Below are 25892 nucleotides of genomic sequence, written 5' to 3'. Positions count from 1 at the left end.
CCCCCCCGCCTCGCCCTGCTGCTCCCCGTCTCGCCCTGCCCGTCCCCGGGCCGCCCGGTCCGTCCTCCGTCATGCCAGGAGAACCTCTATGTCCACCATCGCCGCCGGTTCCCCGGCGTCTCCGGCCGCCGTTCTGTGCGGGGTGGCCGGCTACGTGCCGCCGCGTGTGGTGACCAACGAGCACCTCGCGCGAAGGCTCGACACCGACGAAGCCTGGATCCGCACCCGGACCGGGATCCGCCTGCGGCACGTCGTCGAGACCGGGCAGGCGACCTCCGACCTGGCCGTCGAAGCCGGCCGGCGGGCCCTCGCCGCCGCCGGCACGGACACGGTCGACGCGGTCGTCGTCGCCACGGCCACCCCGGACCACACCTGCCCGGCGACCGCCCCCGCGGTCGCCGCCCGGCTCGGCCTCACGGGTGCGGCCGCCTTCGACGTCGGCGCGGTGTGCACCGGCTTCGTCTACGGACTCGCCTCCGCCGCCGGGCTGATCGCGGCCGGTGTGGCCGAGCGGGTGCTGCTCATCGGGGCGGACACGTACTCCACGATCGTGGACCCGCTGGACCGGGCCAACGCGATCATCTTCGGCGACGGCGCCGGAGCCGTCGTCCTGCGCGCCGGACACCGTGCCGAGCCCGGTGCGGTCGGCCACTTCGACCTGCACAGCGACGGCGCCCACGAGGACCTGATCATGGTCGCGGCCGGCGGCTCCCGGCAGCGCTCCCGGCCCGGTGAGCCCAGCCGCGAGGAGCGGCACTTCCGGATGCGGGGCAAGGAGGTCTACCGCCACGCGGTGACCCGCATGGCCGAGTCGGCGCGGGCCGCGCTGGACCGGGCCGGCTGGAAGATCGACGACGTCGACCACTTCGTGCCCCACCAGGCCAACCTGCGGATCCTGCACTCGGTGGCCGACGACCTCGGTCTGCCCCGGGAGCGGTGCGTGACGCATGTCGAGTCCGTCGGCAACACGGGCGCGGCGTCCATCCCGCTCGCCCTGTCGCACGCGGCGGCGCGCGGGATCGTCCGCCCCGGCGACCGACTGCTGCTCACCGCCTTCGGCGGCGGCCTCACCTGGGGTTCCTGCCTGCTGACCTGGCCCTCCTCGCTTCCTCGACAAGAACGGACGACGCCATGAGCACCGCCTACGAGCAACTCGCCGAACTCCTCGTGAGACTCCACGACGCCCCTGCCGACCGGATCCGCCCGGCGGCGACCCTCGGCGAACTCGACGTCGACTCCCTGACGACGGTCGAGATCAGCATCCGCATCGAGCGCGACCTCGGCGTGCGGATCGGCGACGACGAACTCGAACCCGACCTCACCCTCGGCGACCTGGCCGGACTCATCGACGCCCGCCGCCGCGCGACTGCCTGAACCAAGCGGAGCACGGACGGAAAGCCGACCGAACACCGACCGAACCCGGACCGCAAACGGACGGAAAGCGAAAGGAAGCACAGACATGGAAATCCAGGACCAGCCCGGCAAGGAACTCGGCGTCACGGTCGAGGGCTTCGACCACACCACCGCCTCGGAAGCCGACATCGCGGCGCTCAAGAACGCCGTGTACACGAAGAAGATCGCCGTCCTGAAAGGCCAGGACCTCTCTCCCCAGGAGTTTCTCGCGCTCGGCGAGCGCCTGGGCCGCCCGGAGACCTACTACGAGCCGATGTACCAGCACCCCGAGGTCACAGAGATATTCGTCTCCTCCAATGTCCCGGAGAACGGTAAGCAGATCGGCGTACCGAAGACCGGTAAATTCTGGCACGCCGACTACCAGTTCATGCCGGACCCCTTCGGGATAACCCTGATATATCCACAGGTCATCCCGCAGAGGAACCGCGGAACGTATTTCATCGACATGGGGCGGGCGTACCGGAAACTGCCGGAGGATCTTCAGCAGGCGATTGCCGGAACGCGCTGCCGGCACTCCGTGCGCAAGTACTTCAAGATCCGGCCCCAGGACGTTTACCGCCCCCTTTCCGAGATCATCGACGAGGTCGAGCGGAAGACCCCGGCCGTCGTCCAGCCGACCGCTTTCACACACCCCATGACCGGCGAGACGGTCCTCTACGTCAGCGAGGGCTTCACCGTCGGCATCGAGGACGAGCGCGGCGAACCGCTCGACGAAGAACTCCTCAAGCGGCTGTTCGAGGCCACCGGCCAGCTCGACGAGACCTTCGAGCACGACAACATCCACCTCCAGAGCTTCGCCCAGGGCGACCTTCTGATCTGGGACAACCGCAGCCTCGTCCACCGCGCCCGGCACACCACGACACCCGAGCCGACCGTCTCCTACCGCGTCACCGTGCACGACGAGCGCGGGCTGCACGACGGGATCAGGGCGGCATGACGGACGAGGCCCTGCTGGCCCAGGTGCTGCTGCCGTACAAGGACCACTGCAAGTACCTGCGTTCGGCCGTAGTGACCGAAGGCGACGCCGGACGGATCACCGCCCGCTGCGATTTCGAGATTCCCGAGTCGTGCTACATCGACGACACCGGCCATCTGAATTCCGTCGAGGTGAACATCTGCTACAACCAGATGATGTACTACCTGGTCGCCCGGTCCGTGCGGGACGGGCTGGGCACGGGATTCGCGTCATGGACGCTGGACGACTTCTGGAAGCACCAACTGCCGGACATTCTCATCGCCCGCTTCTCGTCGAATTTCCGACGCCCGGTCGACCCCCGCGCCTTTTCGGGGGAGATGGAATTCCGCTCCGTCACCCGGCGCGCATCGGCCGACGGCAGCCCGTTCCTGTACGCCGAGACCGCCTACCGCTTCCGGGACACGGGCGCCGGCCGCTGCGACGGCGAGGCGACCCTCGCGTTCGTCAACATCCCCTGACCGCCGAAGGGCTGTCCGTCATGAAGACGCTTGTCCAGACCACCCGCCGCCACGCCGAGAACCGGCCCGACCTCCCGGCCGTGCTCTGCGAGGACCGCACCCTGACCTACGGCGATCTGCACCGCGAGAGCAACCGCATCGCCCACGCCCTGCGCGCCGCCGGACTCGCCCCCGGCGACCGGGTCGCCTATCTCGGCAAGGAGTCCGAGCACTACTACGAGATCCTCTTCGGCTGCGCCAAGAGCGGCACGGTGCTCGTCCCCGTCAACTGGCGGCTCACCGCCCCCGAGGTCGGCCATGTCCTCCAGGACTCCGGCACCCGACTCCTGTTCCTGGAGGACGAGTTCGCGCCGATCGTCGACAGGATGCCGACCGCGCCCCCGGAGACGGTCGTGCCCCTGGGCTCGATACAGGAGTGGCGCGCCGAACACGGCGACGGGGAGACGGAGTTCGACCCGACCCCGGACACCCCCGTCGCCCAGCTCTACACCAGCGGCACCACCGGCCTGCCCAAGGGCGTGGTCCTCGCGCACCGCAGTTTCTTCGCGATCCGCGAGGCCCTGGCGAGCGAGGGGCTGGACTGGATCGACTGGCGGCCCGGGGACATCGCGCTCATCGGCATCCCCGGCTTCCACATCGGCGGACTGTGGTGGGCCACGCAGAACCTCGACGCGGGGACGACCGTCGTCGCAATGCGCGCCTTCCACGCCCGCACGGCCGTCGACCTCATCCGCGACCTCGGCGTCACCACCGCCTGCGTCGTCCCGGCCATGCTCCGCATGATGCTGACCGAGCCCGGCGTCGACGCGAAGGACTTCACCACCCTGCGCAAGACCGTCTACGGCGGCTCCCCGATCTCCGAAGCCCTGCTGGAGGAGAGCCTCGCCGTCCTGGACTGCGAGTTCGCCCAGATCTACGGCCTCACCGAGACCGGCAACACCGCCGTCTGTCTGCCCCCGGCCGCCCATGTCCCGGGCGGCCCGCTCATGCAGGCGGCGGGACGCCCGTATCCGGGCGTACGCGCCAAGGTGATCGACGGCGAGGGCCGTGAACTCCCGCCGGGCGCGGTCGGCGAGGTCTGTCTGGCCACGCCCGCCCGCATGGTCGAGTACTGGGGGCTGCCCGAGAAGACCGCCGAGACCCTCGTCGACGGCTGGATCCACACCGGGGACGCCGGCTACCTCGACGAGGACGGCTACGTCTTCATCCGCGACCGCATCAAGGACGCCGTCCTAGTCGCCGGGGAGAACGTCTACCCGGCCGAGATCGAGAACGTGCTCGAAGCTCATCCGGGCGTCGCCGAGGCCGTCGTCGTCGGCGCCCCCGACGAACGCTGGGGCGAGTACGTGCACGCCTTCGTCGTCGCGGCGCCCGGCCACCGGCCCAGCCCCAGGGAGCTGCACACCTTCCTCGTCCCGCGGCTGGCGAGCTTCAAGCTGCCCGCCCGGTACGAGTTCATCGACGTCGTGCCGCGCAACCCCAGCGGAAAGATCCTGCGCCGCGAACTGCGCGACCGCTTCTGGAGCGACTCCGCCCGCAAGGTCAACTGACCGGCCCCCCTCGGCCCTTGGAGAGAACGACATGCCTGCCCCCCTCACGCTGGACGGCTTCCGCGCGGACCTGGCGGAGTACCTGCACCAGCGGCCCGACGAGGTCGACCTCGACGAGAACCCCCTGTACGCGGGGCTGGACTCCCTGCGCATCGTCACCCTCCTCGAACGGTGGCGGGAGACCGGCGTGGACGTCACCTTCGTCGAACTCGCCGAGTGCACCTCGTTCGCCCAGTGGTGGCAGCTGCTCTCCGCACGGCAGGGGCGGACCGCATGACGGTGCGCCGTCCGCTGCTGGCCGCCCAGGAAGGCATCTGGACCGGCCAGCGGCTCGACCCGGACAGCCCCGCCTACAACACGGCCGAGTACGCGCACATCCACGGCCCGGTGGACGCGGCCGTCCTCGACGCGGCACTGCACCACGTCGTCGCGGAGACGGAGGCCCTGAACGTCGTCTACGTCACCGACGACCAGGGCCGCCCCTGGGAGACCGCGGCCCCGGCCGGCGACTGGCGGCTGCACACGGCCGACCTCACCGCCGCACCCGACCCGCACGCGGCGGCCCTGGCCTGGATGGACGAGGACATCGCCCGCCCGGTCGACCTCACGCGCGGCCCCCTGTTCGGCCACGCCCTGCTGCGGATCGACCGGGAGCAGTACCTCTGGTACCACCGCGTCCACCACATCGCCCTCGACGGCTTCGGCCTGTCGCTGGTCGCCCGCCGGGTCGCCCAGGTCTACACCTCCCTGATCGCGCGCGAACCGGTGCAGGACAGCGGCTTCGGCACCCTGGCCTCGGTGCGGGAGGAGGAACACGCCTACCGCGAGTCGCCCCGCCGCGCCGCGGACCGCGCCTACTGGACGGACCGGTTCACCGACCGGCCGCCGGTGGCGACCCCCGCCGGCCGCACGGCCCTGCCCGCGCGCGCTTTCCACCGCCGGGTGGCCGACCTCGACGCGGCGCGGACGGCGGACCTGCGCGCCGTCGCCCACGACCTCGACGTCACCTGGGCGGACGTCCTGCTGGCGGTCACCGCGGCCGGGCTGCACCACGCGACCGGCGCCCCGGAGATCGTCCTCAGCCTGCCGGTCATGGGCCGACTCGGCTCCGTCGCCCTCCGGGTGCCCTGCACGGTCCGCAACATCCTGCCCCTGCGGGTGGGCGTCGACGACGCGGACACCCTGCGCGAGCTCGCGGCCCGGGTCTCGCGAGAGCTGCGCGCCGCACTGCCGCACCAGCGCTACCGCTACGAACACCTGCGGCGCGACCTCAAACTCGTCGGCGGACAGCGCCGGTTGTCCGGCCCGGGCGTCAACATCATGCCGTTCGCCTACGACCTCCGGTTCGCCGGACACCGCAGCACGGTCCACAACGTCTCCGCGGGGCCCGTCGACGACCTGTCCGTCAACGTCTATGACCGCTCCGAGGGCGCGGGCCTGCGCATCGCCGTGGACGCCCACCCCGACCTCTACGCAGAGACGGACCTCGCCGCGTTCCAGGCCGGGCTCCTCGCCCTGCTCGGGGCCGCCGTCGCCGCTCCCGACCGGGCGCTGGGCGAGCTGCGGGCGCGCGAGACCGTCCCGGTCCTGGACGGCGGGCCGCTGCCCGGACCCGTGCGTCCGGTGCTCGACCTGATCGCCGAACAGGCCGCCCGCCGCGGCGACTCGGTCGCCGTCGAGCACGACGGACGCAGCGTGACGTACGCGGAGCTCCTCGGCTCGGTGCGGGACCTCGCCCGCCGGCTGGCGGCCCGCCGGATCGGGCCCGGCGACCTGGTGGCCGTGGCCCTGCCCCGTGGCATCGACGCGATCACCGCCGTCCTCGGCGTCCTCGCCTCCGGAGCCGCCTACTGCCCGCTCGACCCGAGCGCGCCCCCGGCGCGCAGCGCCGAGCTGCTGGCGGACGCCCGCCCCGCACTCGTCCTGACGCCCGCCGCCCACACCGACCTGCGGGGGCCCGGCCCGGCCGACCCCACCGATCCCACCGCCCCCACGCCGGACGACCTCGCCTACGTCCTGCACACCTCCGGCTCCACCGGCCGCCCCAAGGGCGTCGAGATCGCCCACCACGCCCTGGCGCACTTCGTCGCCGGCGCCGCACACCGCTACGGGCCCCGACAAGGCGACCGGGTCCTGCAGTTCGCCCCGCTGTACTTCGACACGAGCGTCGAGGAGATCTTCCTGACCCTGTGTGCGGGCGCCACGCTCGTCGTGCGGACCGACGACATGACCGACTCGGTCCCCGACTTCCTGGCCGCCTGCGCACGTGCGCGGATCAGCTACCTCGACCTGCCGACCGCCTACTGGCACGAACTGGCCCACGCCGTCTCGACCGGAACCGCAGCCCTCCCCGCCGAGGTGCGGACCGTCGTCATCGGCGGGGAGGCCGCCCTCCCCGAACGGGTCGACCGCTGGCGCAGGGCCGTCGACCCGTCCGTGCGGCTGCTGAACACCTACGGCCCGACCGAGGCCACTGTCGTCGCCACCGTCGCCGACCTCCACGACCCCGCACGCGCACCCGGCGATGTGCCCATCGGACTCCCGCTGCCCGGTACGCGCGCGGCGGTCGTGGACGGAGAACTCCACCTCCTGGGCGGCAACCTGGCCGTCGGCTACCGAGGAGAGGCGCCCGCGGAAGCCTCCCGCTTCGCGCCGCTCCACGCCCTCCCCGGAGCACCCCGCGCCTACCGCACCGGCGACCTCGTCCGGATCGGCGACGACGGACAACTGCGCCATCTGGGCCGCTCGGACGCCGAGTTCAAGATCGGCGGACGTCGGGTGCACCCCGCCGAGGTGGAGAGCGCGCTCCTGGGCGTTCCCGGGGTCCGCGAGGCCGCCGTCGTCGGACAGGTGCTGGAGGACGGCACCCGGCGGCTGATCGCGCACGTCGTCCGCGACGGGTCCGCAGGCCCGGCCGCGTCCACGATCAGGGACCGCCTCCGCGCGACGCTGCCCGCGGCGATGATCCCGGCCGCCGTCGAGTTCCCGGACAGCCTCCCCAGGACCGGCACCGGGAAGATCGACCGGAACGCGCTCAAGACGCAGACTCCGCCCGCTCCTCCGACCGGGCAGCCCGGCACCCTGGAACACACCGTCGCCGCAGCCTGGCAACGGGTGCTCGGAGTGGCCGAAGTCGGCCCCCAGGACGATGTGTTCGACCTGGGTGCCCAGTCCCTCCAGGCCATCCAGGTCGCCAACCGGCTCGGCGTCGCACTGCGCCGCGACGTGAAGGTCGCCTGGCTCTTCCAGCATCCGACCGCGGCCGGACTCGCGCGCCTGCTGCGGGAGCGGCCGGGGGCAGCCGCTCCCGCGCTCCCCGAGACCCTGCTCCCCGAGACCCTGCTCGCCGACACCGTCCTCGACCCGGACATCCGCCCAGGCGGCGGCCCCCGGGCGACCGGCGGCGCACCGGAGCGGATCCTGCTCACCGGCGCGACCGGTTTCGTCGGCGTCCACCTGCTGGCCCGGCTTCTGACGAGCACTGCCGCGGAGATCGTCTGCACCGTCCGCGCGCCGAGCCCCGCCGAGGCGACCGCCCGCGTGCACCAGGCCCTGGACACCCACCGGATCCTCCTGCCGACCGCGGCACGGCGGCGGATCACGGCGCTTCCCGCGGACCTCGCCCGCCCCGGACTCGGCCTGGACGAGCGGGAGTTCGCCGAGCTCGCCCGCACCTGTGACGCGATCCTGCACAACGCGGCGACCGTCAGCATCCTGCGCGAGTACGCCACCCTGCGCGCCGCCAACACCGAGTCCACCAGAGCCCTGCTGCGCATGGCGGCCGTACGCCCGATCCCCCTGCACCTCGTGTCGACCCTCTCCGTCGCCCCGCCGCTCGCCCTGAGCCCCGAGGTGCCGGAGGCGTTCCTCCCGTCCCATCCCGGACTGCGCTCCGGCTACCAGCAGTCGAAGTGGGCGGCCGAGCGGCTCCTCGAACAGGCCGCCGAGCGGGGGATCCCGGTCACCGTGCACCGGCTCGGCCGGATCGTCGGCCCGTACGAGACCGGCTACGTCAACGAGCGGGACTTCCTGTGGAGCGTGCTGCGCGCGGGGGTGCCCGCCGGGATCGTCCCCGAACTGTTCGAGGAGGAGACCTGGACCCCGGTCGACCACGCCGCCCGGGCCGTCGTCCACCTCGCGCTCGGACCGCCCGGAGCGACCGTCTTCAACCACGCGACCGCGCCCCCGGTGCGGCTCGACGACGTCCACGACTGGCTGGAAGAGTACGGCTATCCGCTGCGCCGTCTGCCCCTGGCCCGGTGGAGAGCCGAACTCCCGGACTCCTCCGGAGCGGCGGCGACCACGCTGGCCTTCTTCGACTCCTGGGGCGCCGACGGCGACCTCCGACTGGGGCGCGTCCGTGCGGACAACGTCGTGCAGGGTCTGCGCGGCAGCGGCATCGCCTCCCCGCCCGTCGACCGGGACCTCGTCTTCCGCTACCTCGACCACTGCGTCGGCACCGGCGCGCTGCCCGCACCGAGTCAACTCCCGTCCTCCGCAAATTAGTCGGGGACCACCGGGAACTCACCCTCCCTCGCTTCCGACTACTGCAACAGAGCCCCCCGCCCTTCACGAGCCCCCGCACCAAGGAGCCAGCATGTCGAAGAAACGGCCCGTAGCCGTCGCCCTGGCCGGCGCCCTCTGTCTGGTCACCACGGCCTGCGCCGACTCCTCGACCGGCACCGACAGCGCCGCCGGCGGCGACGCCTCCGCGGCCGCCGCGAAGTCCGGCTACCCGGTGACCCTCGAGAACTGCGGAGCCTCCGAGAAGATCACCGAGGAGCCGAGCCGGGTCGTCCTCATGAACGGCGCCTCGGTCGCCGAGGTCTCCACGCTCCTCGCCCTCGGCGTCCAGGACAAGATCGTCGCCAACCAGCAGACCTACGGCATGTCGGAGGTCTCCGGGCGGGCCGCCGCCATCAAGGCCCTGCCCACCGGTGACGTGAAACTGAACGACGCCTACGACATCCCCCGCGAGGCGATGATCGGCCTGCGCCCGGACCTGGTGCTGTCCACCACGTCGTACGGCTTCGACGAGAAGAACGGCTTCGCCACCCGCGAGCAGCTGAAGCAGGTCGGCGCCCACACCTATGTGTCGCCGCAGGGTTGTGACCAGGACACCACCAAGATGACCATCGCCGACAGCTACACACTGCTGCGCGACATGGGGAAGGTCTTCAACGTCTCCGAGCGGGCCGAGCAGCTGATCGCCGCCTCGGAGAAGCGCATCGCCGACGTCGCCGCCAAGGTGAAGGGCGAGAAGCAGCCCAAGGTCATGGTGCTGTTCTCCAACATGGCCATGGGCGGCAACGACTTCAGCTCGGTCGTCGCCAAGGGCATCTACAACGACATCCTCGCCAAGGCCGGCGGCGCCAACGCCTTCGAGAACGCCTCCGAGACGTCCTTCGCCGACCTGAGCAAGGAGAAGGTGGCCGCGACCGACGTCGACGCCCTCGTCGTCATCGGCTACAACGACCCGAACCCGGCGGCCTACGCCGAACAACTGCTGAAGGAGTTCCCCCAGTGGCCGGCCGCGAAGAACAACACGTACGTGGCGCTGTCGGACTCGATGTATCTCGGCCCCAGCAACGACCTGGCGGTCGAGAAGATCGCCGGGATGCTGCACCCCGACAAGGTCTGAACGGCCTCCGGCTCCCGCTGTCCTGCGCCGCCCTGTTCGCCGTCCTCGTCGCCGTCATGGTGGTGGCGGTCAGCATCGGCGCGGTGAACGTCCCGGTGGCCGACGTCTGGGGCATCCTCGGGCACCACCTGACGGGCCGGGGAGCCACCGACGACCCGGCCCTGGACCAGATCGTGTGGACCTTCCGAGCCCCCCGGGTCGCCCTCGCCGCCCTGGTCGGCGCGGGTCTCGCCGTCGCCGGAGCGGTGCTCCAGACCCTGGTCTCCAACCCGCTCGCCGACCCGGTCGTCCTCGGCTTCTCCTACGGCGCCTCGCTCGGCGCCGTCCTGGTCATCACCCTCGGCGGCGTCGCCCTCGGCGGACTCGGCGTCTCGGGCGCCGCGTTCGTGGGCGCCTCGGCGGCCGGGGCGCTGGTGTTCGCCCTGGGACAGCGAGGCGGCCGACTGGCCCCGACCCGTCTGGTGCTCGCCGGAGTCGCCGTCGGCTACGTCCTGCTGTCGATGACCAGCTTCGTCCAACTGCTCGCGACACCCACCGAGTTGCGGACGGTCATGTTCTGGATGCTGGGCAGTGTCGCGGGCGCGCAGTGGAGCCAGCTGCCCACCGTCACGGTGGTGGTCCTGACGAGCGCGGTGCTGCTGACCCTCTTCGGGCGGCGGCTCAACGCCCTGCTGGCCGGCGACGAGTCCGCGACCGCGCTCGGCGTGGACGTGAACCAACTGCGGGCCGTCCTGCTGGTCATCAGCGCGCTGCTCACCGGCACGGTCATCGCCGTCGCGGGCGGGGTGGGCTTCGTCGGCCTGATGATCCCCCACCTGGTCCGCCTCACCGTGGGCGCCGACCATCGCAGGCTGATTCCCCTGACGGCCCTCCTCGGCGCCGTCTACCTGGTCCTCGTGGACCTGCTCTCCCGCACCCTCACCCGCCCCAACGAACTCCCGCTGGGCATCCTCACCGCCCTGCTGGGCGCCCCCTTCTTCCTGTGGCTGCTGCGCCGCAACAAGGGCCTGGACACCGTTTGACTTCTTTCCCCGCCTAAATGCGGGGGATTCCAGCGGTTGCTCGCTGGGTTTCCTGCTTCACCGACGACTGCCCCGTCCGGGAGGACTCCCGTTGAGGTCTTACGCCGTCTCCACAGGCAGATGCCGCCAGCCCGGCGGCCAGGATGTTGCGTGCCGCGTTCGCGTCGCGGTCGTGCACGGTCCCGCAGTTGTCGCACGTCCACTCGCGGACGTTCAGCGGCAGTTTCCCGCGGACCGTGCCGCAGTTCCCGCACAGCTTGCTGCTGGGGAAGAAGCGGTCGATCACGACGAGTTCACGCCCGTACCAGGCGCACTTGTACTCCAGCATCGACCGGAGTTCCGTCCACGACGCGTCGGAGATGGCGCGGGCGAGCCTGCCGTTCTTCAGCAGGTTGCGGACGGTGAGGTCCTCGATCACGATCGTTTGGTTCTCACGTACGAGTCGAGTCGACAGCTTGTGGAGGAAGTCGCGGCGCCGGTCGGTGACCCGAGCGTGGACGCGGGCGACCTTGCGGCGGGCCTTCTCCCGATTGGCGGAGCCTTTCGCCTTCCGCGACAGCTCCCGCTGGGCACGGGCGAGGCGGTCGCGGTCGCGGCGCTCGTGCCTCGGGTTGGTGATCTTCTCACCGGTGGACAGGGTGATCAGGGAGGTGATCCCGGCGTCCAGGCCAACCGCCGCATTCGTGGCCGGGGCCGGGGCGATGGCGTCCTCGACGAGCATCGAGACGAACCAACGGTCCGCGCTGTCACGGGACACAGTCACCGTCGTGGGCTCCGCACCCTCTGGAAGAGGACGCGACCAGCGGATGTCCAGGGGCTCCGCCATCTTCGCCAGGGTCAACTTCCCCGCACGCCACGTGAAAGCGCTGCGGGTGTACTCGGCCGACGCGCGGGACTTCTTCCGCGACTTGTAGCGCGGGTATTTGGCGCGCCTGGCGAAGAAGTTGACGAACGCCGTCTGGAGATGGCGCAGAGCCTGCTGAAGGGGGACGGAGGACACCTCCGTCAGGAAGGCGAGTTCCCCGGTCTTCTTCCACTCCGTCAGCGCGGCGGACGACTGCACGTAGGAGACGCGGCGCTGCTCGCTGTACCAGGCCTGCGTGCGCTCTTCCAGCGCCTTGTTGTACACGAGGCGGACACAGCCGAACGTGCGCGACAGCTCTGCCGCCTGCTCGTCCGTGGGGTAAAAGCGGTACTTGAACGCCCGCTTGACCTGCTGCGTCACATTTCACACGCTATCGGATTCTGTGTGAGTACAAGGTGCAGGCCGGTGACCGGCGGACACCGAATCGCCCTGGCGGCGATCCGGTTCTCCCTGCCCCGCTCCGCAGGAGTCCGGTTCTCCCCCGCAAGCGGGGGTACCCCCCACTCCGGCCTTCAGGCCGGGGTATCCACGGAGGAACCCCGATGAAACTGACCGTCGACCAGCTCCACATCACCCTGGACCGCAAGCCGATCCTCCGTGAGGTCACCCTGGAGGCCGCCAAGGGCGATGTCGTCGGGCTCGTGGGTCCCAACGGCAGCGGCAAGTCCACGCTGCTGCGGACGGTCTACCGCTCGCTGCGGCCGGCCGGCGGGGTGGTCAGGGTGGGCGGTGACGATGTGTGGGAGCTCCCGGCCCGCACCGCCGCCCGCCGCACGGCGGCCGTCCTGCAGGACGCCGGCACCACCACCGGCCTGACCGTGACCGAGATCGTCGCCCTCGGCCGCACTCCCCACCACGGCCTGCTGGGACGCGACGGCGCCGAGGACCGCGAAGCCGTGGCCGAAGCCGTCGCCCGCTGCGGGGTCGGCCCCTTCGCCCACCGGGACTATGCCACGCTCTCCGGCGGCGAACGCCAACGCGTCCTGCTCGCACGGGCGTTGGCCCAACGGCCGCAACTGCTCGTCCTGGACGAACTCACCAACCACCTCGACATCCGCGCCCGGTTCGAACTCCTGGACCTGATCCGCAGCACCGGCGTCACCACCCTGGCGGTCCTGCACGACCTGGACCTGGCCGCCCGCCTCTGCGACTGCCTGGTCGTCCTGCACGAGGGCGAAGTGGTGGCGGCCGGCCCGGTGTTGGAGGTCCTGACGCCGGACCTCCTGCGCGAGGTGTTCGGCGTGCGGGGCGACACGGAACGGCATGCCGACGGCGTCGTCCGCATCACCTATGCGGCCCGGCCCCTTGCGACTCCAGAAGATGCGCGAAACTGCTCAACTCTGCCCTGTTCCGACAGAATTGCGTAACCCTTTCATTACCGGCGTCGGGTCGGGTTCCGCGCGGCCTGGTGCTGTGCCACACTTCAGCGCTCAGTCACGCTCCATCCATGATCCGTCATCGTAGAAGGTGCTCCGCTGCCGCATGGATCTGCTGATCGGAATCGTAGAGAAGACCGCATCCGCTCTCGCCGCCTCGGGACTCTCGCTGCTGGGTCTGCGTATGCTCAGGCCGCGCATTGACATCTCTCCTCGAATATCGGTCTGGTGGTCAGAGGAGAAGCAGGAGTTTCGCTACAGCATCAAGATCTCCAACAAGACCCGACGTGCGCTCGTGGAGCCTCGGTTCGAGTTGACGCTCCTCTATCCGAACGAGCGCGGTGCCACGAAGAGCAAGCTCATTCCCCGAGGTCGGCCGGACCCGATGTCGATCAGCGCGCGCAAGAAGGACAAGATCAACGACAAGGAGCTCGGGACCTACACCATCGCCTACGGCGGACAGGAGGCGGATCTCCTCCTGCTCGCGGGTCAGCGTACGCACGGCAACGCCAATCGGGCCCATTTCCGGTTTCGCTGCTTCGTGCGGGACGGTCTTTCCGGGATCGGCAGGCAGTTCGAGATGAAGTACGAAGTCCCTGCCGATTCGATCGTCTTCGGAACGTTCAAGAAGGGGCGGGTGTTCGACATCGACGAGCAGGTGCCGAACCAGGAATGGACGGAGAAAGTCGCCGCGGCGTTCGCGAGCAGTGAGCCGGCGCCTGCGGAGGGCGCTCGTGTGCCGCGCGTGCGGAGCGGGGACGAGGAGCCGCTTCCGGAGGAGCCGCTTCCGGTGGGCGAAGAGCGAGGCGCTCATGCCGAAGGGGATGAACCCGCCGGTCGCTGAGCCGGTCGCGGGGCCGGTCACGGAGTCATGGAGAGGTCCCGCACGATGTCGCGCGTCCGCTCGATGAAGAGCTCGTCGGGTCGTCGGATGTCGTCGCCGAGTTCGGAGACGACATCCGCGTCCCGGAGCAGCGAAAGGCGGTTCAGCGGCCATTTGCCGGCCATCAGGAGATCGTGTTCGTCGGGATTCCGATCCAGGTGTTCCCGCACCATGCGATAGCCGGCCAGATACACGTGGTCCTTGACGAAGCCGCCGGGCTCGGCGGTGTCGATGAGTCCGCGTTTCACGCGCGTCGCCACGTCGAAGGCCGCTTCGACCGGCACGAAAGGCAGCAGGGCGTGGACGACGTCCACAAAACTCCCGCGCAACGCCGTGTGCACCGCGACGACGCGCAGGGCGAATCTCGGATCGAGCGATTTCCCGCCGGTCGCCCGCTGTTCGTTCCAGACGGCCAGACCTTCTTCCGTGGCGGTGGCCCCGGAGAGCCGAACGCACAGGACGTCGGCCACCCGGTGGCCGTTCTCCCAGCGAAAGACATGGGTGCCGATCTCATGTGTGACGAGCCCGACGAGTTCGTTCTCCCCGAGGCGCAGATCCGCGCGGATGTTCACCGTCCGGTTCCCTGACCGGACGCTCATGCGGGCGGCCATCTCCGGATGGATCTGGGGTTTCCAGTCGGTCAGCCCCTGCGCGGAGAGTGTCTTCTCCACGGCTTTCAGCACATCCGCGGCGGAGAATCTCCGCTCCTCCTCGGGAGGCGTCCGTTCTTTTCTCGCGCGAAGGAATGCGAGTGCTTCGGCGAGCAGCGCTTCGTCGGGCACCCCGTTCTCGGCGGACAGTTCCTGGGTGATGCGGTCGGCTTCGTGGCTCACACAGGCCTGGAATCTTGCGAGGTGCTTCGACGCCTCGTCCGCCATCAACCGGATCAACGGGTCGTCGTGCGCGCCGTAATCGTCGACGATCTGCCGCAGGGGCTCGGTTCGGGTCGCATCCGTCCCGGGGTAGGTGAATACCGGACTACGTGGAGATCCCTGCCGCAGGTCGCGGACGAATCGCTCCCGTCGGCTCTCGATGTCGTTCGGCAGTACCGCCTTGAGGAGCGAGGTCCGGTTCAGGGCGGCCTCGAACAAGCGAGCCGGAGCATCGGCGTCGCGCATGTTCTCGATCGATATGTTCACGCTGGGATGCCCCTCGGAGTTCGTATCGATGCCGTCGGTGACCGAAGACCGTCGCGGTGGGCATCCTCCTCTCCGGGTCCCGTTTCGGGCCAGGCCCCGAGGCCGCTATCATCCTGTAAAGGTAAAATATGAGGTTTGCCCGATATGGTCGCCCTCTGCCCTCCTGACGAGCCGCCGTCCCGCCGGAGTGATCAATGTCCCGCAAGCGCCCCACGGAGGACGGCGACGAGCTGCTGGCCAGACTCGGTTCGCTGACCGCCCAGGCGCGCGAGCGCGCGGAGCTGCAACGCTCCCGCGTCGAGCTGGCCCTCGCCCTCCAACGCGGAATGCTGCCCAGGGACCTGCCCGTGGCCCCCGGCTTCCGGCTGGCCGTGAAGTACGCGCCCGCCTGCTACGGCCTCAACGTGGGCGGCGACTGGTACGACGCCTTCACCATGCCGGACGGACGCATAGGCCTGTCCATAGGCGACGTCCAGGGCCACAACATAGAGGCGACCGCGTTCATGGGCCAGGTCCGGGTCGGCCTGCGCGCCCTCGCCTCCGTCACCAGCGAGCCGGGCGAGCTCCTCGCCCGGACCAACGACCTGCTCCTCTCCCTCGGCAGCGACCTCTTCGCCACCTGCACCTTCATGCGGCTCGACCCCGCCACCGGGGTCCTGGAGAGCGCCCGGGCCGGTCATATCCCGTGCGTGTGGGCCACGGCCGACGGCAAGTCCGGCGTCGCCGAGGACGAGGGCGGACCGCCCCTCGGGGTCCAGGAGGGCATGGACTACCCGGTCACCCGCTACCGGCTCACCAAGGGCGGAGTGTTCGTGCTGCTCACGGACGGCGTCGTCGAGGGCCCGACCCTGACCGTCGAGGAGGGCCTGGACCAGGTCGTACGGCTCGCGGGCATCGCCGCCGTCGCGGGCATGACGGCTGGCTCGCTCGCCGCCGCGGTGATCAAGGGCGCCGAGCGCGTGGGGCACGAGGACGACGCGGCCGTACTCGTGGTGGGCCACGACGGACTGGTGGGGCCGGAGATACCCCGGGTTCAGCCATAGGGCCCCAAGGGGCCCGTCACGGCGCGTCTCGCCGCGCCGACAGCGCCACGCCGGTGTCTGATGGCTGCTGTGGTGGGTACCCCGGATCTGCGCCGACCAGCCGTCCTCGCCGTCCTGACGCTGGCCGTCGCGCTCAGCTACTACGCGGCCGGGCGGCTGGGACTCATGCGGGAGCTCGTCGTCGAAGGCGCGATCTTCACCCCCATCTGGCCGCCCACCGGAGTGGCGGTGGCCTGCCTGCTGATCTTCGGGCTCCGCACCTGGGCGGGCATCGCCCTCGGAGCCCTCCTCGTCATCATGTCCCTGACCTCGCTGCGGCCCATGGTGATGGGCAACCTGGTCGGCAACACCGCCGCCCCCGTCTGCGCGTACCTCATGCTCCGCAAGGTGGGCTTCCGCAACGACCTCGCCCGGCTGCGGGACGGCCTCGCCCTGGTCTTCCTGGGCGCCCTCACCGCCATGCTGCTCAGCTCGACCGTGGGCGTCGGCCTCCTGGTCCTCTCCGGCAGGCTCGACCCGCAGAGCTTCTGGGCCGTCTGGCTGGCCTGGTGGGTCGGCGACGCGATGGGCGTACTGATCGTGACGCCGGTCCTGCTCGTGCTGCACGCGATACAGCGCCCCCTGCGGCTGTCCCGCTGGAAAGAGGCCTCGGGCCTGGTCCTCGTCGCCGTCGCCCTCGTCCCGCTGGCCACGCACAGCCCCGTCAGCCTGCTGTTCCTCGTCTACCCCATGCTGATCTGGGCGGCGCTGCGGTTCCAGCTCGCCGGCAGCATGCTGTGCGCCCTCTTCACCTCGGTCATGGCCACGATCGCCGCGACGGACGAGGTCGGACCGTTCGACCGCCTGTCCCGCATCGAAGTGATGATCAAGCTCCAGGCCTTCAACGGGACGATGGCACTGACCGCCCTGCTGCTCTCCGCGGTGATCACCGAGCAGCGCAACACCAGACGCTCCGTGGAACGCGCCTGTCAGGAACTGGTCGAGGTCCTCGAACACCTCACCGCCGGCGAGACCCCGCCCGGCCGGCCGGCGAAGGACCCCGAGAGCTGACCGCGGGCAGGCCGCGAGGGCGATTGTCAGTGCCTGCGCCTACGGTTCTGTCAGTGGGACCCGCCGGAACGGCCGCGGGTCCACCCTGGGGAGGGGCCTGCCATGTCTACCGCGTCCAGCACGGTGTCGACGACGTATCTGGAGCTGTCGCAGGACGGCGACGGTGCGCACAAGTTCTACGAAGTGACCGTCGACGGCGCGGTGGTGACGGTGCGGTACGGGCGGATCGGCGCCACCGGCCAGGTGCAGACGACGACGTTCCCGACCGCCGAGAAGGCGCGGGCCGCCGCCGCGAAGAAGGTCGGGGAGAAGGTCCGCAAGGGGTACGCCCCGGCCGTCGTCGGGCAGCGCGCCCCGCGTTCGGTGACCCGCCGTCAGGTGGCCTCGGCGCCCTCCACCGCGCGTGCCGTGGCACCCGTGCTGTGGCGGTTCGCCACCGGCTCCTCGGCGTTCGGCATCCATGTGGACGACGACCACTGCTGGGTCGGCAACCAGTCGGGCGACGTCTACACCCTGGACCACGAAGGCGGCGTCCTCGCCCGCTTCAGCCTGCCGGACGGCGTGAAGTGCCTGGTCGCCGACGAGTTCTGGATCTACGCCGGCTGTGACGACGGCAAGGTCTACGACCTGTCCTCGAAGCTGCCGTTCGCCGCCTACGACATCTCGGCCGACGTCGACATCTTCTGGCTGGACATCCACGAGGGCATCCTGAACGTGTCCGACCGCGACGGCCGGCTCACCGTCATCGACCACGAGGACGAACACCAGTGGGCCCGGCGCAGCCAGGGCGAGCACGCCTGGATGGTCCGCGCCGACGACCGTGCCGTCTACCACGGCCACCACGCGGGAGTCACCGCCTACGCCCCCGACGGCGGCGGCGAAATCTGGCACACGCCCACCCGCGGCGGCGTCCTGTTCGGCTGGCAGGAGGACGACGCCGTGTACGCGGGAACCGCCCACCGGGTGGTCCAGCGGCTGGCGAAGGCGACCGGCACGGTCGAGGCCACCTACGGCTGCGACAGCGCCGTGTACTCGTGCGCCACCTCGCCGGGCGGGCGCTTCGTGTTCGCCGGTGACGCGTCGTCGTCCGTCTACTGCTTCGACCGGGACGGCACGCGCCTGTGGAAGCTCGGCACCGGCGGCGGCTCGGCCCTGTCGATGCAGTACCGCGACGACCGCTTGTACCTGGTGACCACGGACGGCTCACTGGTGTGCGTGGACGCGAGCGAGGCGGCCGTCGCCGCGGCGCAGCAGGGCACGGTGCCGGTGGCCCGGGACGTCAAGCTCGCCGCCGCCCTGCCGACCTACGCCTCGGCCACGGCCGCCGCAGCGGTGGCCACGCTGGACCGGGCGCCCTCCGGCGCGATCGTCGTCGAGTGCGTCCAGGAGGCCGGCCGCGTCCGGGTGCACGTCGTCTCCGGGGGCTACGACACGTCCTGGAACGTCCAGTTCCCGCGCGAGATACGCGAACCCGGGGCGCGCTACGTCGTCGACGCCCTGCACACAGCGGCCGGCGGCTTCTACCGGGTGCGGGGGGAGATCCGCCGGCTGCTGTAGCGGGATTGATCGATGGGGCGGTCAAGTGGCCATGGAGATGGCATAGTTGGATCCATGGGGGAGTTCGTGGAGTTCACCTTCGAAGACGGCCAGACGGTGCTGCTGGAGGTCTTTCCCAGTCCACTGGTCGGTTCCGCGACGAGCGGTGCGGCACCCGGTACCTCGACACCCGGCTCCGCGCCGCTTGTGCCGGTAGCGGGTGACGGGGGCGGACGGGTGGCGCGGGCCGCCCGCGGCGCACTGCGGCAGGTCCTGCAGCCGTTGGTGCCGGTCCTGCAGTCGGTGCACGACACGGTGTCCGCCATGGACCGGCGCCCTCAGCAGCTTACCGTCGACCTCGGCGTCCGGATCGGCAACGACCTGACGCTCGGCATAGTCGCCAACAAGGGCGAGGCGAGCCTCACGGTCTCGGCGACCTGGAACCTCGAAACCCCCGATCCGACGGTCTGACCGTGCACCGGCACTACGCCGACGACCCGGACGACCGGATCCGCCGGGCATGGGGCACCCTGCACACCCGAGGCGCGACCGGCGCGGGCCTGGGTGCGGGAGTGGTCGTCGCGGACGGATTCCTGCTGACCTGCGCCCATGTGATCAACGCGGCTCTCGGGAGGCCCAAGCTCGCTCCCGTCGAACCGACCGCCGAGGACATGCTCCAGGTCGCCGCCTCCTTCCCGGCCCTCGGCGACGACCGCCACGCGGTGGAACTGGCAGGGTGGCTGGCCCCCAGGCCGGAGGGCGATCAGTGGTGGACCGGCGACCTGGCCCTGCTGAAGTTCGACCCCCGGCAGGCAGACGTCAGACTCGTGCCCGTCCGTGAGACGTCCGGCGGACGGCTGACGACCTGGTACGCCAACGGCGCACAGCGCTCCCTCGTGGACGTCCGCGTCCAGGCCCAGATGGGCCCCTGGTACATCCTCGACCCCGGGTACGCCCCGCTGGAGATCCAGCCCGGTCACAGCGGAGCACCCCTGTGGGACCGCGAACGCGGCTGTGTGGCAGGCATGGTGGTGTCCGCGGAGCCCGACAACGGCCGCTCATACGCCATCCGGGCCTCCGTCATGCTGGGACTGCTCGCCGCCCACGGCGTGTCGCCGACCGGTGCCGCGCAGGTGTCCGACCCCCGGACCCTGGCCCGGATCGGAGAACTGGTCGACGCCCTGAGCGAGTTGCCCGGAGACGGCCGGGAGCGATGCGCCGAGCAGCTCCGCCGCGCCCTCGCTCTGAACCGCACACCCCACCGGTGCGAGGAACTCGTCGACGCGGCCCTGCACCACCCGCGGGGCATCCCGGTCCTGCTCAGCACACTCACGGCCCATCCTGCGGTCGCCCGGCGGGTCCGGGACACGGCGGTGAGGATGGGCGCCCAGCGCCTGCTCACCCCGACCGAGTACGACGAACTCGGCGTGCTGCTCGGGTTGGGCGCCGATCCCGAGGTGCGCGCCGCGGCCCGCCTGGCCGTACCGCACATCTCCCTGCTCGGCGCAAGCGCCACACCGGGCGCGCACGGCGTCGGCGCACTGATCGAGGACCTGGAGGACCGCCTCGGCGAACCCGGTGTCGTACCGCCCGTCATCCAGGTCGTCGAGGAGGTCGCCGCGACCCGGCGGCAGGACGGAGACGCCCTGCGGGACTGGTCGGACCGCGTGAGCTCACGCCTGGGGGTCAGCCCGGAGGCGGTGCGGCAGTGCCGCTGGTCCGCCGAGTCCCGCGCGTCCGCCCGGACTTCGCAGCCGGTGCTCCGCGTGTGGCTGTGGGCGGCCGAGCCCACCGCGGACTCTTTCCACTACGTCATCCGCCTCTACGACGAGCACGGCCAGCAGGTCAGCACCTGGACGGACGGCGACGCCCTGCGCAGCCGGGCCGACCTCTGCGCCGATCTCACCGACGCCGTCGACGACCTCGACCAGTACGACGACACGTCAGGGGTGGAGTTCCTGCTGGAGGAGGGGTTCTTCGGTTTGGCCGTGGACCGGCTGCCCACCAGCGCCGGACCGCTCGGGCCGCGCCCGCTCGGCCTGGACCGGGTCGTGGTCCTGCGCGGGCAGAGCGTGCGGCGGGCCGGCGCCCGGAAGAGACGGTGGGAGAAGGGGCGTGACCCCGAGGCGGAGCCGTATCTGCTGCACGACCTGGAAGCGGCCAACGGCACCCTGACGGAGCGGGAGGAGATCGCCTGCGTCGTCGCCTGCTGTCCGCCCGACAAGCACGACGCCACGCTTGTCCTGTGCCGTTGGCTGGGGGTGCCCGTGGTCCTGTGGCAGCGCAGCGCCCACGGGCCCGGGACCGCCGCCGAGCTGCGGACCGTCGTCACCCAGAACTGGCCGCACAGCCTGCGGGAAGAGGTCAGAAGGCGGCGCGCCGCCGCCTTGCACGACACCACGCGCATGGGCGCCCATCTGGCTCTGTTGTGGGAGGACCCCAGCTGGGCGCCGCCCCGTCAACGCCTGGCCCACCCGACGAGACGGGAAGGAGGCGTCGCGTGAACGGCGGACGCCCGCAGGAACGGCTCTTCCGCGGCGATGGAAGCGCCTACGAGGATGCCGTGCCGCTGCCCGAGCCGCCGCCGTGGCGACGGCCGCGACCGGAAGGCGAAGCAGAGCCGCGGCGGCCGTATCTGATCGGCGAGAAACAGGTGGAGGTGGTCAACGCCGCCCTGCGGCTGCGCCGCCCCCTCCTGGTCACCGGCGCGCCCGGCACCGGCAAGTCGTCGCTCGCCCACGCCGTGGCGGCGGAACTCGGGCTCGGACCGGTCCTGGTCTGGCCGGTCAACACGCGCGCCAACCTCACCGACGCGCTGTACCGCTACGACGCCATCGGACGGCTGCGGGAGCGGCAGGACGGCACCGACGACATCGGCAGCTTCGTCCGCCTGGGGCCCCTGGGAACCGCGTTGGCCACCCGGCACGAGGGGCGACCGCGACTGCTCCTGATCGACGAGCTCGACAAGAGCGACCTGGATCTGCCCAACGACCTGCTCTTCGTGTTGGAGGAAGGCGAGTTCACCGTCCCCGAACTCGCCCGGCTGCCCGAGGAGCAGGCGGAGATCGATGTCCATGTGCAGGGTTCACAGGCGAAGGTGCGGGTGCGGCAGGGCACCGTCCGTTGCCGGGATTTTCCCTTCGTCGTGATCACCAGCAACGGCGAACGGGAGTTCCCGGCGGCCTTCCTGCGCCGCTGCATCCGACTGGAACTGCCGGAACCCGGCCCACAGCAGCTCGAAGGCATCGTCCGGGCGCACTTCGCCCAGGAACTGCGGGAGCTGGAGGAGCAGTGGCCGCGGGTGCTGGAGCTCATCCGGACGTTCACCGACCGGCGCAGCCTCGGTGGTCTCGCCACCGACCAGTTGTTGCACGCCGTCCATCTGCTGCGGCAGGGCGTCCACCCCGAGGCCGAGCACCTCAGAAGGGCGGTGCTGCGTGAGCTCAGGAGCGGCGGAGTGCGGTGAGCAGGACGAGCTCCTGGTCTCCCGCCTGCACGCCTCGCTCCGCAGTGCCGGCGTGGAACTCTCCCCCCGGGAACTCGGCGACCTCCTGTGGCTCGCCCTGCACGAGTCGCCGGGTCCGGCGACGGCAGCCGCACCGCAGTCCGACGCCGTCCGCCCACCGCCGCCCGCGCCTGAAGCCGACGCGCCGCCGGAGCGCTCCGGACGGGGGAAGACCCCTGCGGACGCGGCCCGGCGCCCGGTCTACGCGCTGACCGGCGCCCATGTCGGCGGGGCTGCCGGCGCACCGCTCCGCATCCCCGCAGTACGGGGCCTCAGGCATCCGCTGGGCGTCGTCCGGGCGCTGCGCGCGCTCAAGCGCAGGGTGCCGTCCGCGCACCGCCACGAGCTGGACGAGAACGCCACCGCGGAGGCCATCGCGGAGAGTGGGGTCCTCGACGCCGTGCTGCGACCGGCCGAGGACCGTTGGCTCCACCTGGTGCTCGCCGTCGACGACGGTCCGTCCATGCGGGTGTGGCGGGACACCGTGGGCGAACTGGTGCACGCCCTCACCGGCTCGGGCATCTTCCGCTCCGTACACGTGAGTCCACTCGACGCGGCGGACCCCCTCACCGGCGACCGGACCGCTGTGCTGGCCCTGACCGACGGCGTCGGCGACCACTGGTACACCGGTGCCGCCCACGAGCGGCTGGCCGCGCTGGCCCGCAGAGCCCCGACGGCCGTGCTCCACCTGTTCCCGACCCGCTTGTGGAGCGGCACCGGGCTGGCGGCGGAGCCCATGATCGTGCGGACGACGGGTCCGGCCCCGCCCAACAGCCTGCTCGCCGCGGACGACCCCTGGCTGCCGGCGGCGGAGAGTCTGCGACCCGGCCTGCCCGTGCCCGTCCTCGAACTGGACGAGCCGAGCCTGCGTTCCTGGGCCGACCTGATCGCGTCCCACGGCGCAGTGGCCGCCCTGCGCGTTGTCGACGCCGGTCGCCTTCCCGAAACCGTGCCCCTCGACGAGGGCGTCACCGGTGAGCCGGACACCGTCGCCGCACGCGTCCGGACCTTCCGGGCGACGGCCTCGCCGCACGCCTACGAACTGGCCGGCCACCTGGCCGCCGTCGATCCGCTGACGCTTCCCGTCATGCGGCTCGTCCAGGCCGCCGCCCTGCCCGACAGCAGCCCGGTCTGTCTGGCGGAGGTCTTGCTGAGCGGCCTCATGCACGTGGGCGAACCGCTGGAGGACCAGGATGTCTTCGTCTTCGCACCGGACGTGCGCGGTGTGCTGCGCACGGTGGTCACCGCCGGCTCGGCGAACCGCACGGTCGACGCGGTGAACGACTACATCGTCCCGCGCCTCGGCCGCACACCGGACTTCCCCGCGGTCATCGCGGACCGGACGGGGACGCTGACGCTGCCGAGAGGAGGCGCACCGCTCGCGGAACTGTGGCCGGTGACGGCGGCTCAGCTGCGGCTGCCGTGGTTGCGCATCCACAACCTGCCCGATCGTCGAGTCTTTCGCCGCCTGACCGCTCACGAGAAGGACGTGGCATGGGTGGAACGGACCCTGGGGCGCGGAGCCCGCGTGCCCGTGGCGTTGTGCGGACCTGCGGGCTCGGACAAGACCACCGTCGCGCTGGAGTACGCGCACAGGTATCTCAACGACTACGAAATGGTGTGGTGGGTCGACGCGAGTTCCGAACGAACCAGGGCGAGGGGCATCGCGAGCCTGGGGGAGACCGCGTTTCGGGGTCTCTCCTTTCCACCGGAGGGCATGGACGCCGAGGAGGCGACCCTGCAGTGGCTCGCAGCCCGGGGCGGATGGCTGCTCGTCCTCGATCACGTCACGGACGAACGTGACGTCGAGCGGCTCGTCGACCGGATGGGGGCGACCCGCGGCCGGGTGCTGGTGACCACACGCATGGACGTCGGGACGTGGAGAACGGCCGCCTCACGGGATCTGACGCCCGCCTACCTGGCCCGCCACGACCCCGTCACCGGTCTGCGTGACGGCCGTACCCTCCGCGAACAGCTCTCCGGTCTGCTGTGCGCCGACCCACAGTCCGACGACACCACAGACCATCGGCACATTCGCGTGCCCTCGGAGGATCCCGAGGTCGATCGGTATGCGTTGGCCGTGCTGTACTGCACCCTCGACGGCTTCGAGAGCGTCATCCACAGATTCGGGCACGACGCCGGCGACGCCGTCCTCGCCGAGGTGGCCCGTCGGCTGCGCGACGCCGTACGGGGCGACGACACCGTGGCCCGCGTCGCCGAGGCCGCCTTCGTGATCCTCGTGGGAGAGCAGGGCCTGGTCGACGCCGCGTCTCTCACCGGGCGGCTGCGGCAGGACATCATCGAGCCGATTCATGTCGAGGGCCGGGCCGTTCGGGTCGGGGCCGGTTTCGGGATCGGGTGGGCGCAGTGCGGCATGGACGCGGGCGAGGTCATCGAGGCCGGGCGCCTGGGGACCCTCGAACACGCGCGGTTCAGGCATGTGACTCGGTTGGCCAAAGCCGTGGGCGGGCTGGCGTGTGTACAGGATCGGGAGGGGCGGCTGGTGTTCGCCAGGATCCTCGGCGAGGAACTGTCCCGAACGATCGAGATTCGGGGCGTCAGGCAGGGCGAAGACGCCGTTGCCCTGGTACGCGCTGCGCTGCAGGTGCCTGGTGGGGAACACATACTGGTCGAGGTGGCCCGGATTCTCGAAGGAGGCCCGGCAGCCGAGGAGTTGGCGGCGCAGGTCGCTGTGTACGTCGTCCCCGTCGTGTCCCCGGGGGGTCGGCCCGCCGCACGTGCACAGCGGCTGGTCGACGCTGTGGAGGAGCTGGAGTGCGTGGCGGATCTGCCGGGACGTAGGCAGTTCGGCGATCTCCTCGGGGACGAGCTGGACCAGATGATCGAGATCCGGGGCGCCGGACGCCGTGAGGACGTCGTCGTTCTGGTGCGAGCCGCGCTGAAGGTGCCGGGCGGGGAGCAGGTGCTGGTTGATGTGGTACGGATTCTCGAAGGAGGCCAGGCGGCCGACGAGTTGGCGCGACTGGTCACCGCCGGGCCGGGGTTTCCCGTGCCCGGTGTGCTGTCGGCCGCGGAGGAGGACGCGGCTCTGACCCTCCTGAGGGCCGCGGCGGCCGAACTCTCCGTCAGCGGTCTGCGCGACGCGCTCACCGACGATCTGAACGGCCTCGAACTGCCCGCCGGTCTCCCGCTCGAAGCGCTCTTTGCCTGGCTCCTGCACCGCAACGCACAGCCGGACGGCCTGCCCCCGGCCGTGCTGCTCGTCGAGCACGCGTCCCGGCTCGTGTCATCGTCGGAGCACCGGATCGCGCTGGCCCGTTGGGCCGGGACCTGGGCCGAGAACGTGGGCCAGTCCGAGGCCCTGCGGCGGCGCCGGGGGGCGGTGTGAGCGTCGTGCGGGATGTCGGCAAGCCACCTGCTGGGCTCGCGGCCGGCGTGCTAGCTTCACTCGCCGAGCAGGGGTACCGGCTCGGC

At 71.1% G+C, this 25892-nt stretch carries 20 protein-coding genes; 18 read left to right on the top strand and 2 right to left on the bottom strand.

Annotated elements, in window-relative coordinates; genetic code table 11:
- The first annotated feature begins 88 nt into the window (after nt 1-88).
- The 9 genes from ACWD4O_RS20005 to ACWD4O_RS19965 all read left to right on the top strand — a co-directional run bounded on the left by ACWD4O_RS20005 (nt 89) and on the right by ACWD4O_RS19965 (nt 11060).
- Nucleotides 89-1135 (top strand): beta-ketoacyl-ACP synthase III, encoded by a 1047-nt coding sequence (locus ACWD4O_RS20005; RefSeq protein ID WP_451281438.1) that lies wholly within the window; start codon nt 89-91, stop codon nt 1133-1135.
- Nucleotides 1132-1374: an acyl carrier protein gene (locus ACWD4O_RS20000; protein WP_450944990.1), complete on the top strand. Its 243-nt coding sequence runs from the start codon at nt 1132-1134 to the stop codon at nt 1372-1374. Before ACWD4O_RS20005 ends, ACWD4O_RS20000 begins: the two co-directional genes overlap by 4 nt.
- An 85-nt stretch (nt 1375-1459) precedes the next feature.
- Nucleotides 1460-2350, top strand: coding sequence for a (3R)-3-[(carboxymethyl)amino]fatty acid oxygenase/decarboxylase (gene scoE, locus ACWD4O_RS19995; RefSeq protein WP_451281436.1), 891 nt, complete (start codon nt 1460-1462; stop codon nt 2348-2350).
- On the top strand, nt 2347-2847 hold the full coding sequence (gene scoD, locus ACWD4O_RS19990; protein WP_451281434.1) for a (2E)-enoyl-ACP glycyltransferase: 501 nt from the start codon (nt 2347-2349) through the stop codon (nt 2845-2847). Before scoE ends, scoD begins: the two co-directional genes overlap by 4 nt.
- Nucleotides 2848-2867: 20 nt before the next feature.
- Nucleotides 2868-4397, top strand: a complete 1530-nt coding sequence (locus tag ACWD4O_RS19985) for a long-chain-fatty-acid--CoA ligase (protein WP_451281430.1) — start codon at nt 2868-2870, stop codon at nt 4395-4397.
- A gap of 31 nt (nt 4398-4428) precedes the next feature.
- Entirely contained in the window at nt 4429-4674 is a 246-nt protein-coding gene (locus ACWD4O_RS19980) for a phosphopantetheine-binding protein (RefSeq protein WP_351913575.1), read from the top strand.
- Nucleotides 4671-8903 carry an amino acid adenylation domain-containing protein gene (locus ACWD4O_RS19975; protein ID WP_451281428.1) on the top strand — a complete coding sequence of 1411 codons (4233 nt, stop codon included), beginning with the start codon at nt 4671-4673 and terminating at the stop codon, nt 8901-8903. Before ACWD4O_RS19980 ends, ACWD4O_RS19975 begins: the two co-directional genes overlap by 4 nt.
- A 91-nt stretch (nt 8904-8994) precedes the next feature.
- Nucleotides 8995-10038: an ABC transporter substrate-binding protein gene (locus ACWD4O_RS19970; protein WP_451281426.1), complete on the top strand. Its 1044-nt coding sequence runs from the start codon at nt 8995-8997 to the stop codon at nt 10036-10038.
- A 56-nt stretch (nt 10039-10094) separates the two neighbouring features.
- Nucleotides 10095-11060, top strand: coding sequence for a FecCD family ABC transporter permease (locus ACWD4O_RS19965; RefSeq protein ID WP_451281424.1), 966 nt, complete (start codon nt 10095-10097; stop codon nt 11058-11060).
- Nucleotides 11061-11073: 13 nt separating this feature from the next.
- On the opposite strand, the gene ACWD4O_RS19960 is transcribed toward ACWD4O_RS19965, so the two are convergent.
- Nucleotides 11074-12285 carry an RNA-guided endonuclease InsQ/TnpB family protein gene (locus ACWD4O_RS19960; protein WP_451281422.1) on the bottom strand — a complete coding sequence of 404 codons (1212 nt, stop codon included), beginning with the start codon at nt 12283-12285 and terminating at the stop codon, nt 11074-11076.
- A gap of 182 nt (nt 12286-12467) precedes the next feature.
- On the opposite strand from ACWD4O_RS19960, the gene ACWD4O_RS19955 reads away from it, so the two are divergent.
- Together ACWD4O_RS19955 and ACWD4O_RS19950 are read left to right on the top strand one after the other, a co-directional pair.
- Nucleotides 12468-13292, top strand: coding sequence for an ABC transporter ATP-binding protein (locus ACWD4O_RS19955; protein ID WP_451281420.1), 825 nt, complete (start codon nt 12468-12470; stop codon nt 13290-13292).
- Nucleotides 13293-13407: 115 nt separating this feature from the next.
- Complete coding sequence (locus ACWD4O_RS19950) at nt 13408-14145, top strand: hypothetical protein (protein WP_451281418.1); 738 nt, start codon at nt 13408-13410, stop codon at nt 14143-14145.
- 17 nt (nt 14146-14162) lie between these two features.
- On the opposite strand, the gene ACWD4O_RS19945 is transcribed toward ACWD4O_RS19950, so the two are convergent.
- Complete coding sequence (locus tag ACWD4O_RS19945; RefSeq protein ID WP_451281416.1) at nt 14163-15323, bottom strand: tyrosine/phenylalanine carboxypeptidase domain-containing protein; 1161 nt, start codon at nt 15321-15323, stop codon at nt 14163-14165.
- 194 nt (nt 15324-15517) lie between these two features.
- On the opposite strand from ACWD4O_RS19945, the gene ACWD4O_RS19940 reads away from it, so the two are divergent.
- The 7 genes from ACWD4O_RS19940 to ACWD4O_RS19910 all read left to right on the top strand — a co-directional run bounded on the left by ACWD4O_RS19940 (nt 15518) and on the right by ACWD4O_RS19910 (nt 25806).
- On the top strand, nt 15518-16366 hold the full coding sequence (locus ACWD4O_RS19940) for a PP2C family protein-serine/threonine phosphatase (protein ID WP_451281414.1): 849 nt from the start codon (nt 15518-15520) through the stop codon (nt 16364-16366).
- Nucleotides 16367-16426: 60 nt separating this feature from the next.
- The gene (locus ACWD4O_RS19935) at nt 16427-17416 is read left to right on the top strand and encodes an MASE1 domain-containing protein (protein WP_451281412.1); all 990 of its coding nucleotides are present in this window, start codon (nt 16427-16429) and stop codon (nt 17414-17416) included.
- 102 nt (nt 17417-17518) lie between these two features.
- Nucleotides 17519-18973 carry a WGR domain-containing protein gene (locus ACWD4O_RS19930; RefSeq protein ID WP_451281411.1) on the top strand — a complete coding sequence of 485 codons (1455 nt, stop codon included), beginning with the start codon at nt 17519-17521 and terminating at the stop codon, nt 18971-18973.
- Nucleotides 18974-19027: 54 nt separating this feature from the next.
- Nucleotides 19028-19423 carry a CU044_2847 family protein gene (locus ACWD4O_RS19925; protein ID WP_451281409.1) on the top strand — a complete coding sequence of 132 codons (396 nt, stop codon included), beginning with the start codon at nt 19028-19030 and terminating at the stop codon, nt 19421-19423.
- Between the two features lie 2 nt (nt 19424-19425).
- Nucleotides 19426-21456, top strand: coding sequence for a VMAP-C domain-containing protein (locus ACWD4O_RS19920; protein ID WP_451281407.1), 2031 nt, complete (start codon nt 19426-19428; stop codon nt 21454-21456).
- Nucleotides 21453-22418, top strand: a complete 966-nt coding sequence (locus ACWD4O_RS19915; protein WP_451281405.1) for an AAA family ATPase — start codon at nt 21453-21455, stop codon at nt 22416-22418. Before ACWD4O_RS19920 ends, ACWD4O_RS19915 begins: the two co-directional genes overlap by 4 nt.
- Complete coding sequence (locus tag ACWD4O_RS19910) at nt 22390-25806, top strand: SAV_2336 N-terminal domain-related protein (RefSeq protein WP_451281403.1); 3417 nt, start codon at nt 22390-22392, stop codon at nt 25804-25806. The genes ACWD4O_RS19915 and ACWD4O_RS19910 overlap by 29 nt, the downstream gene beginning before the upstream one ends.
- Nucleotides 25807-25892 lie beyond the last annotated feature (86 nt).

The organism is Streptomyces sp. NPDC002623, from assembly GCF_053592635.1.
The sequence above is the reverse complement of the archived record's forward strand: the minus strand, read 5'-3'. Positions and strand labels throughout refer to the sequence as shown.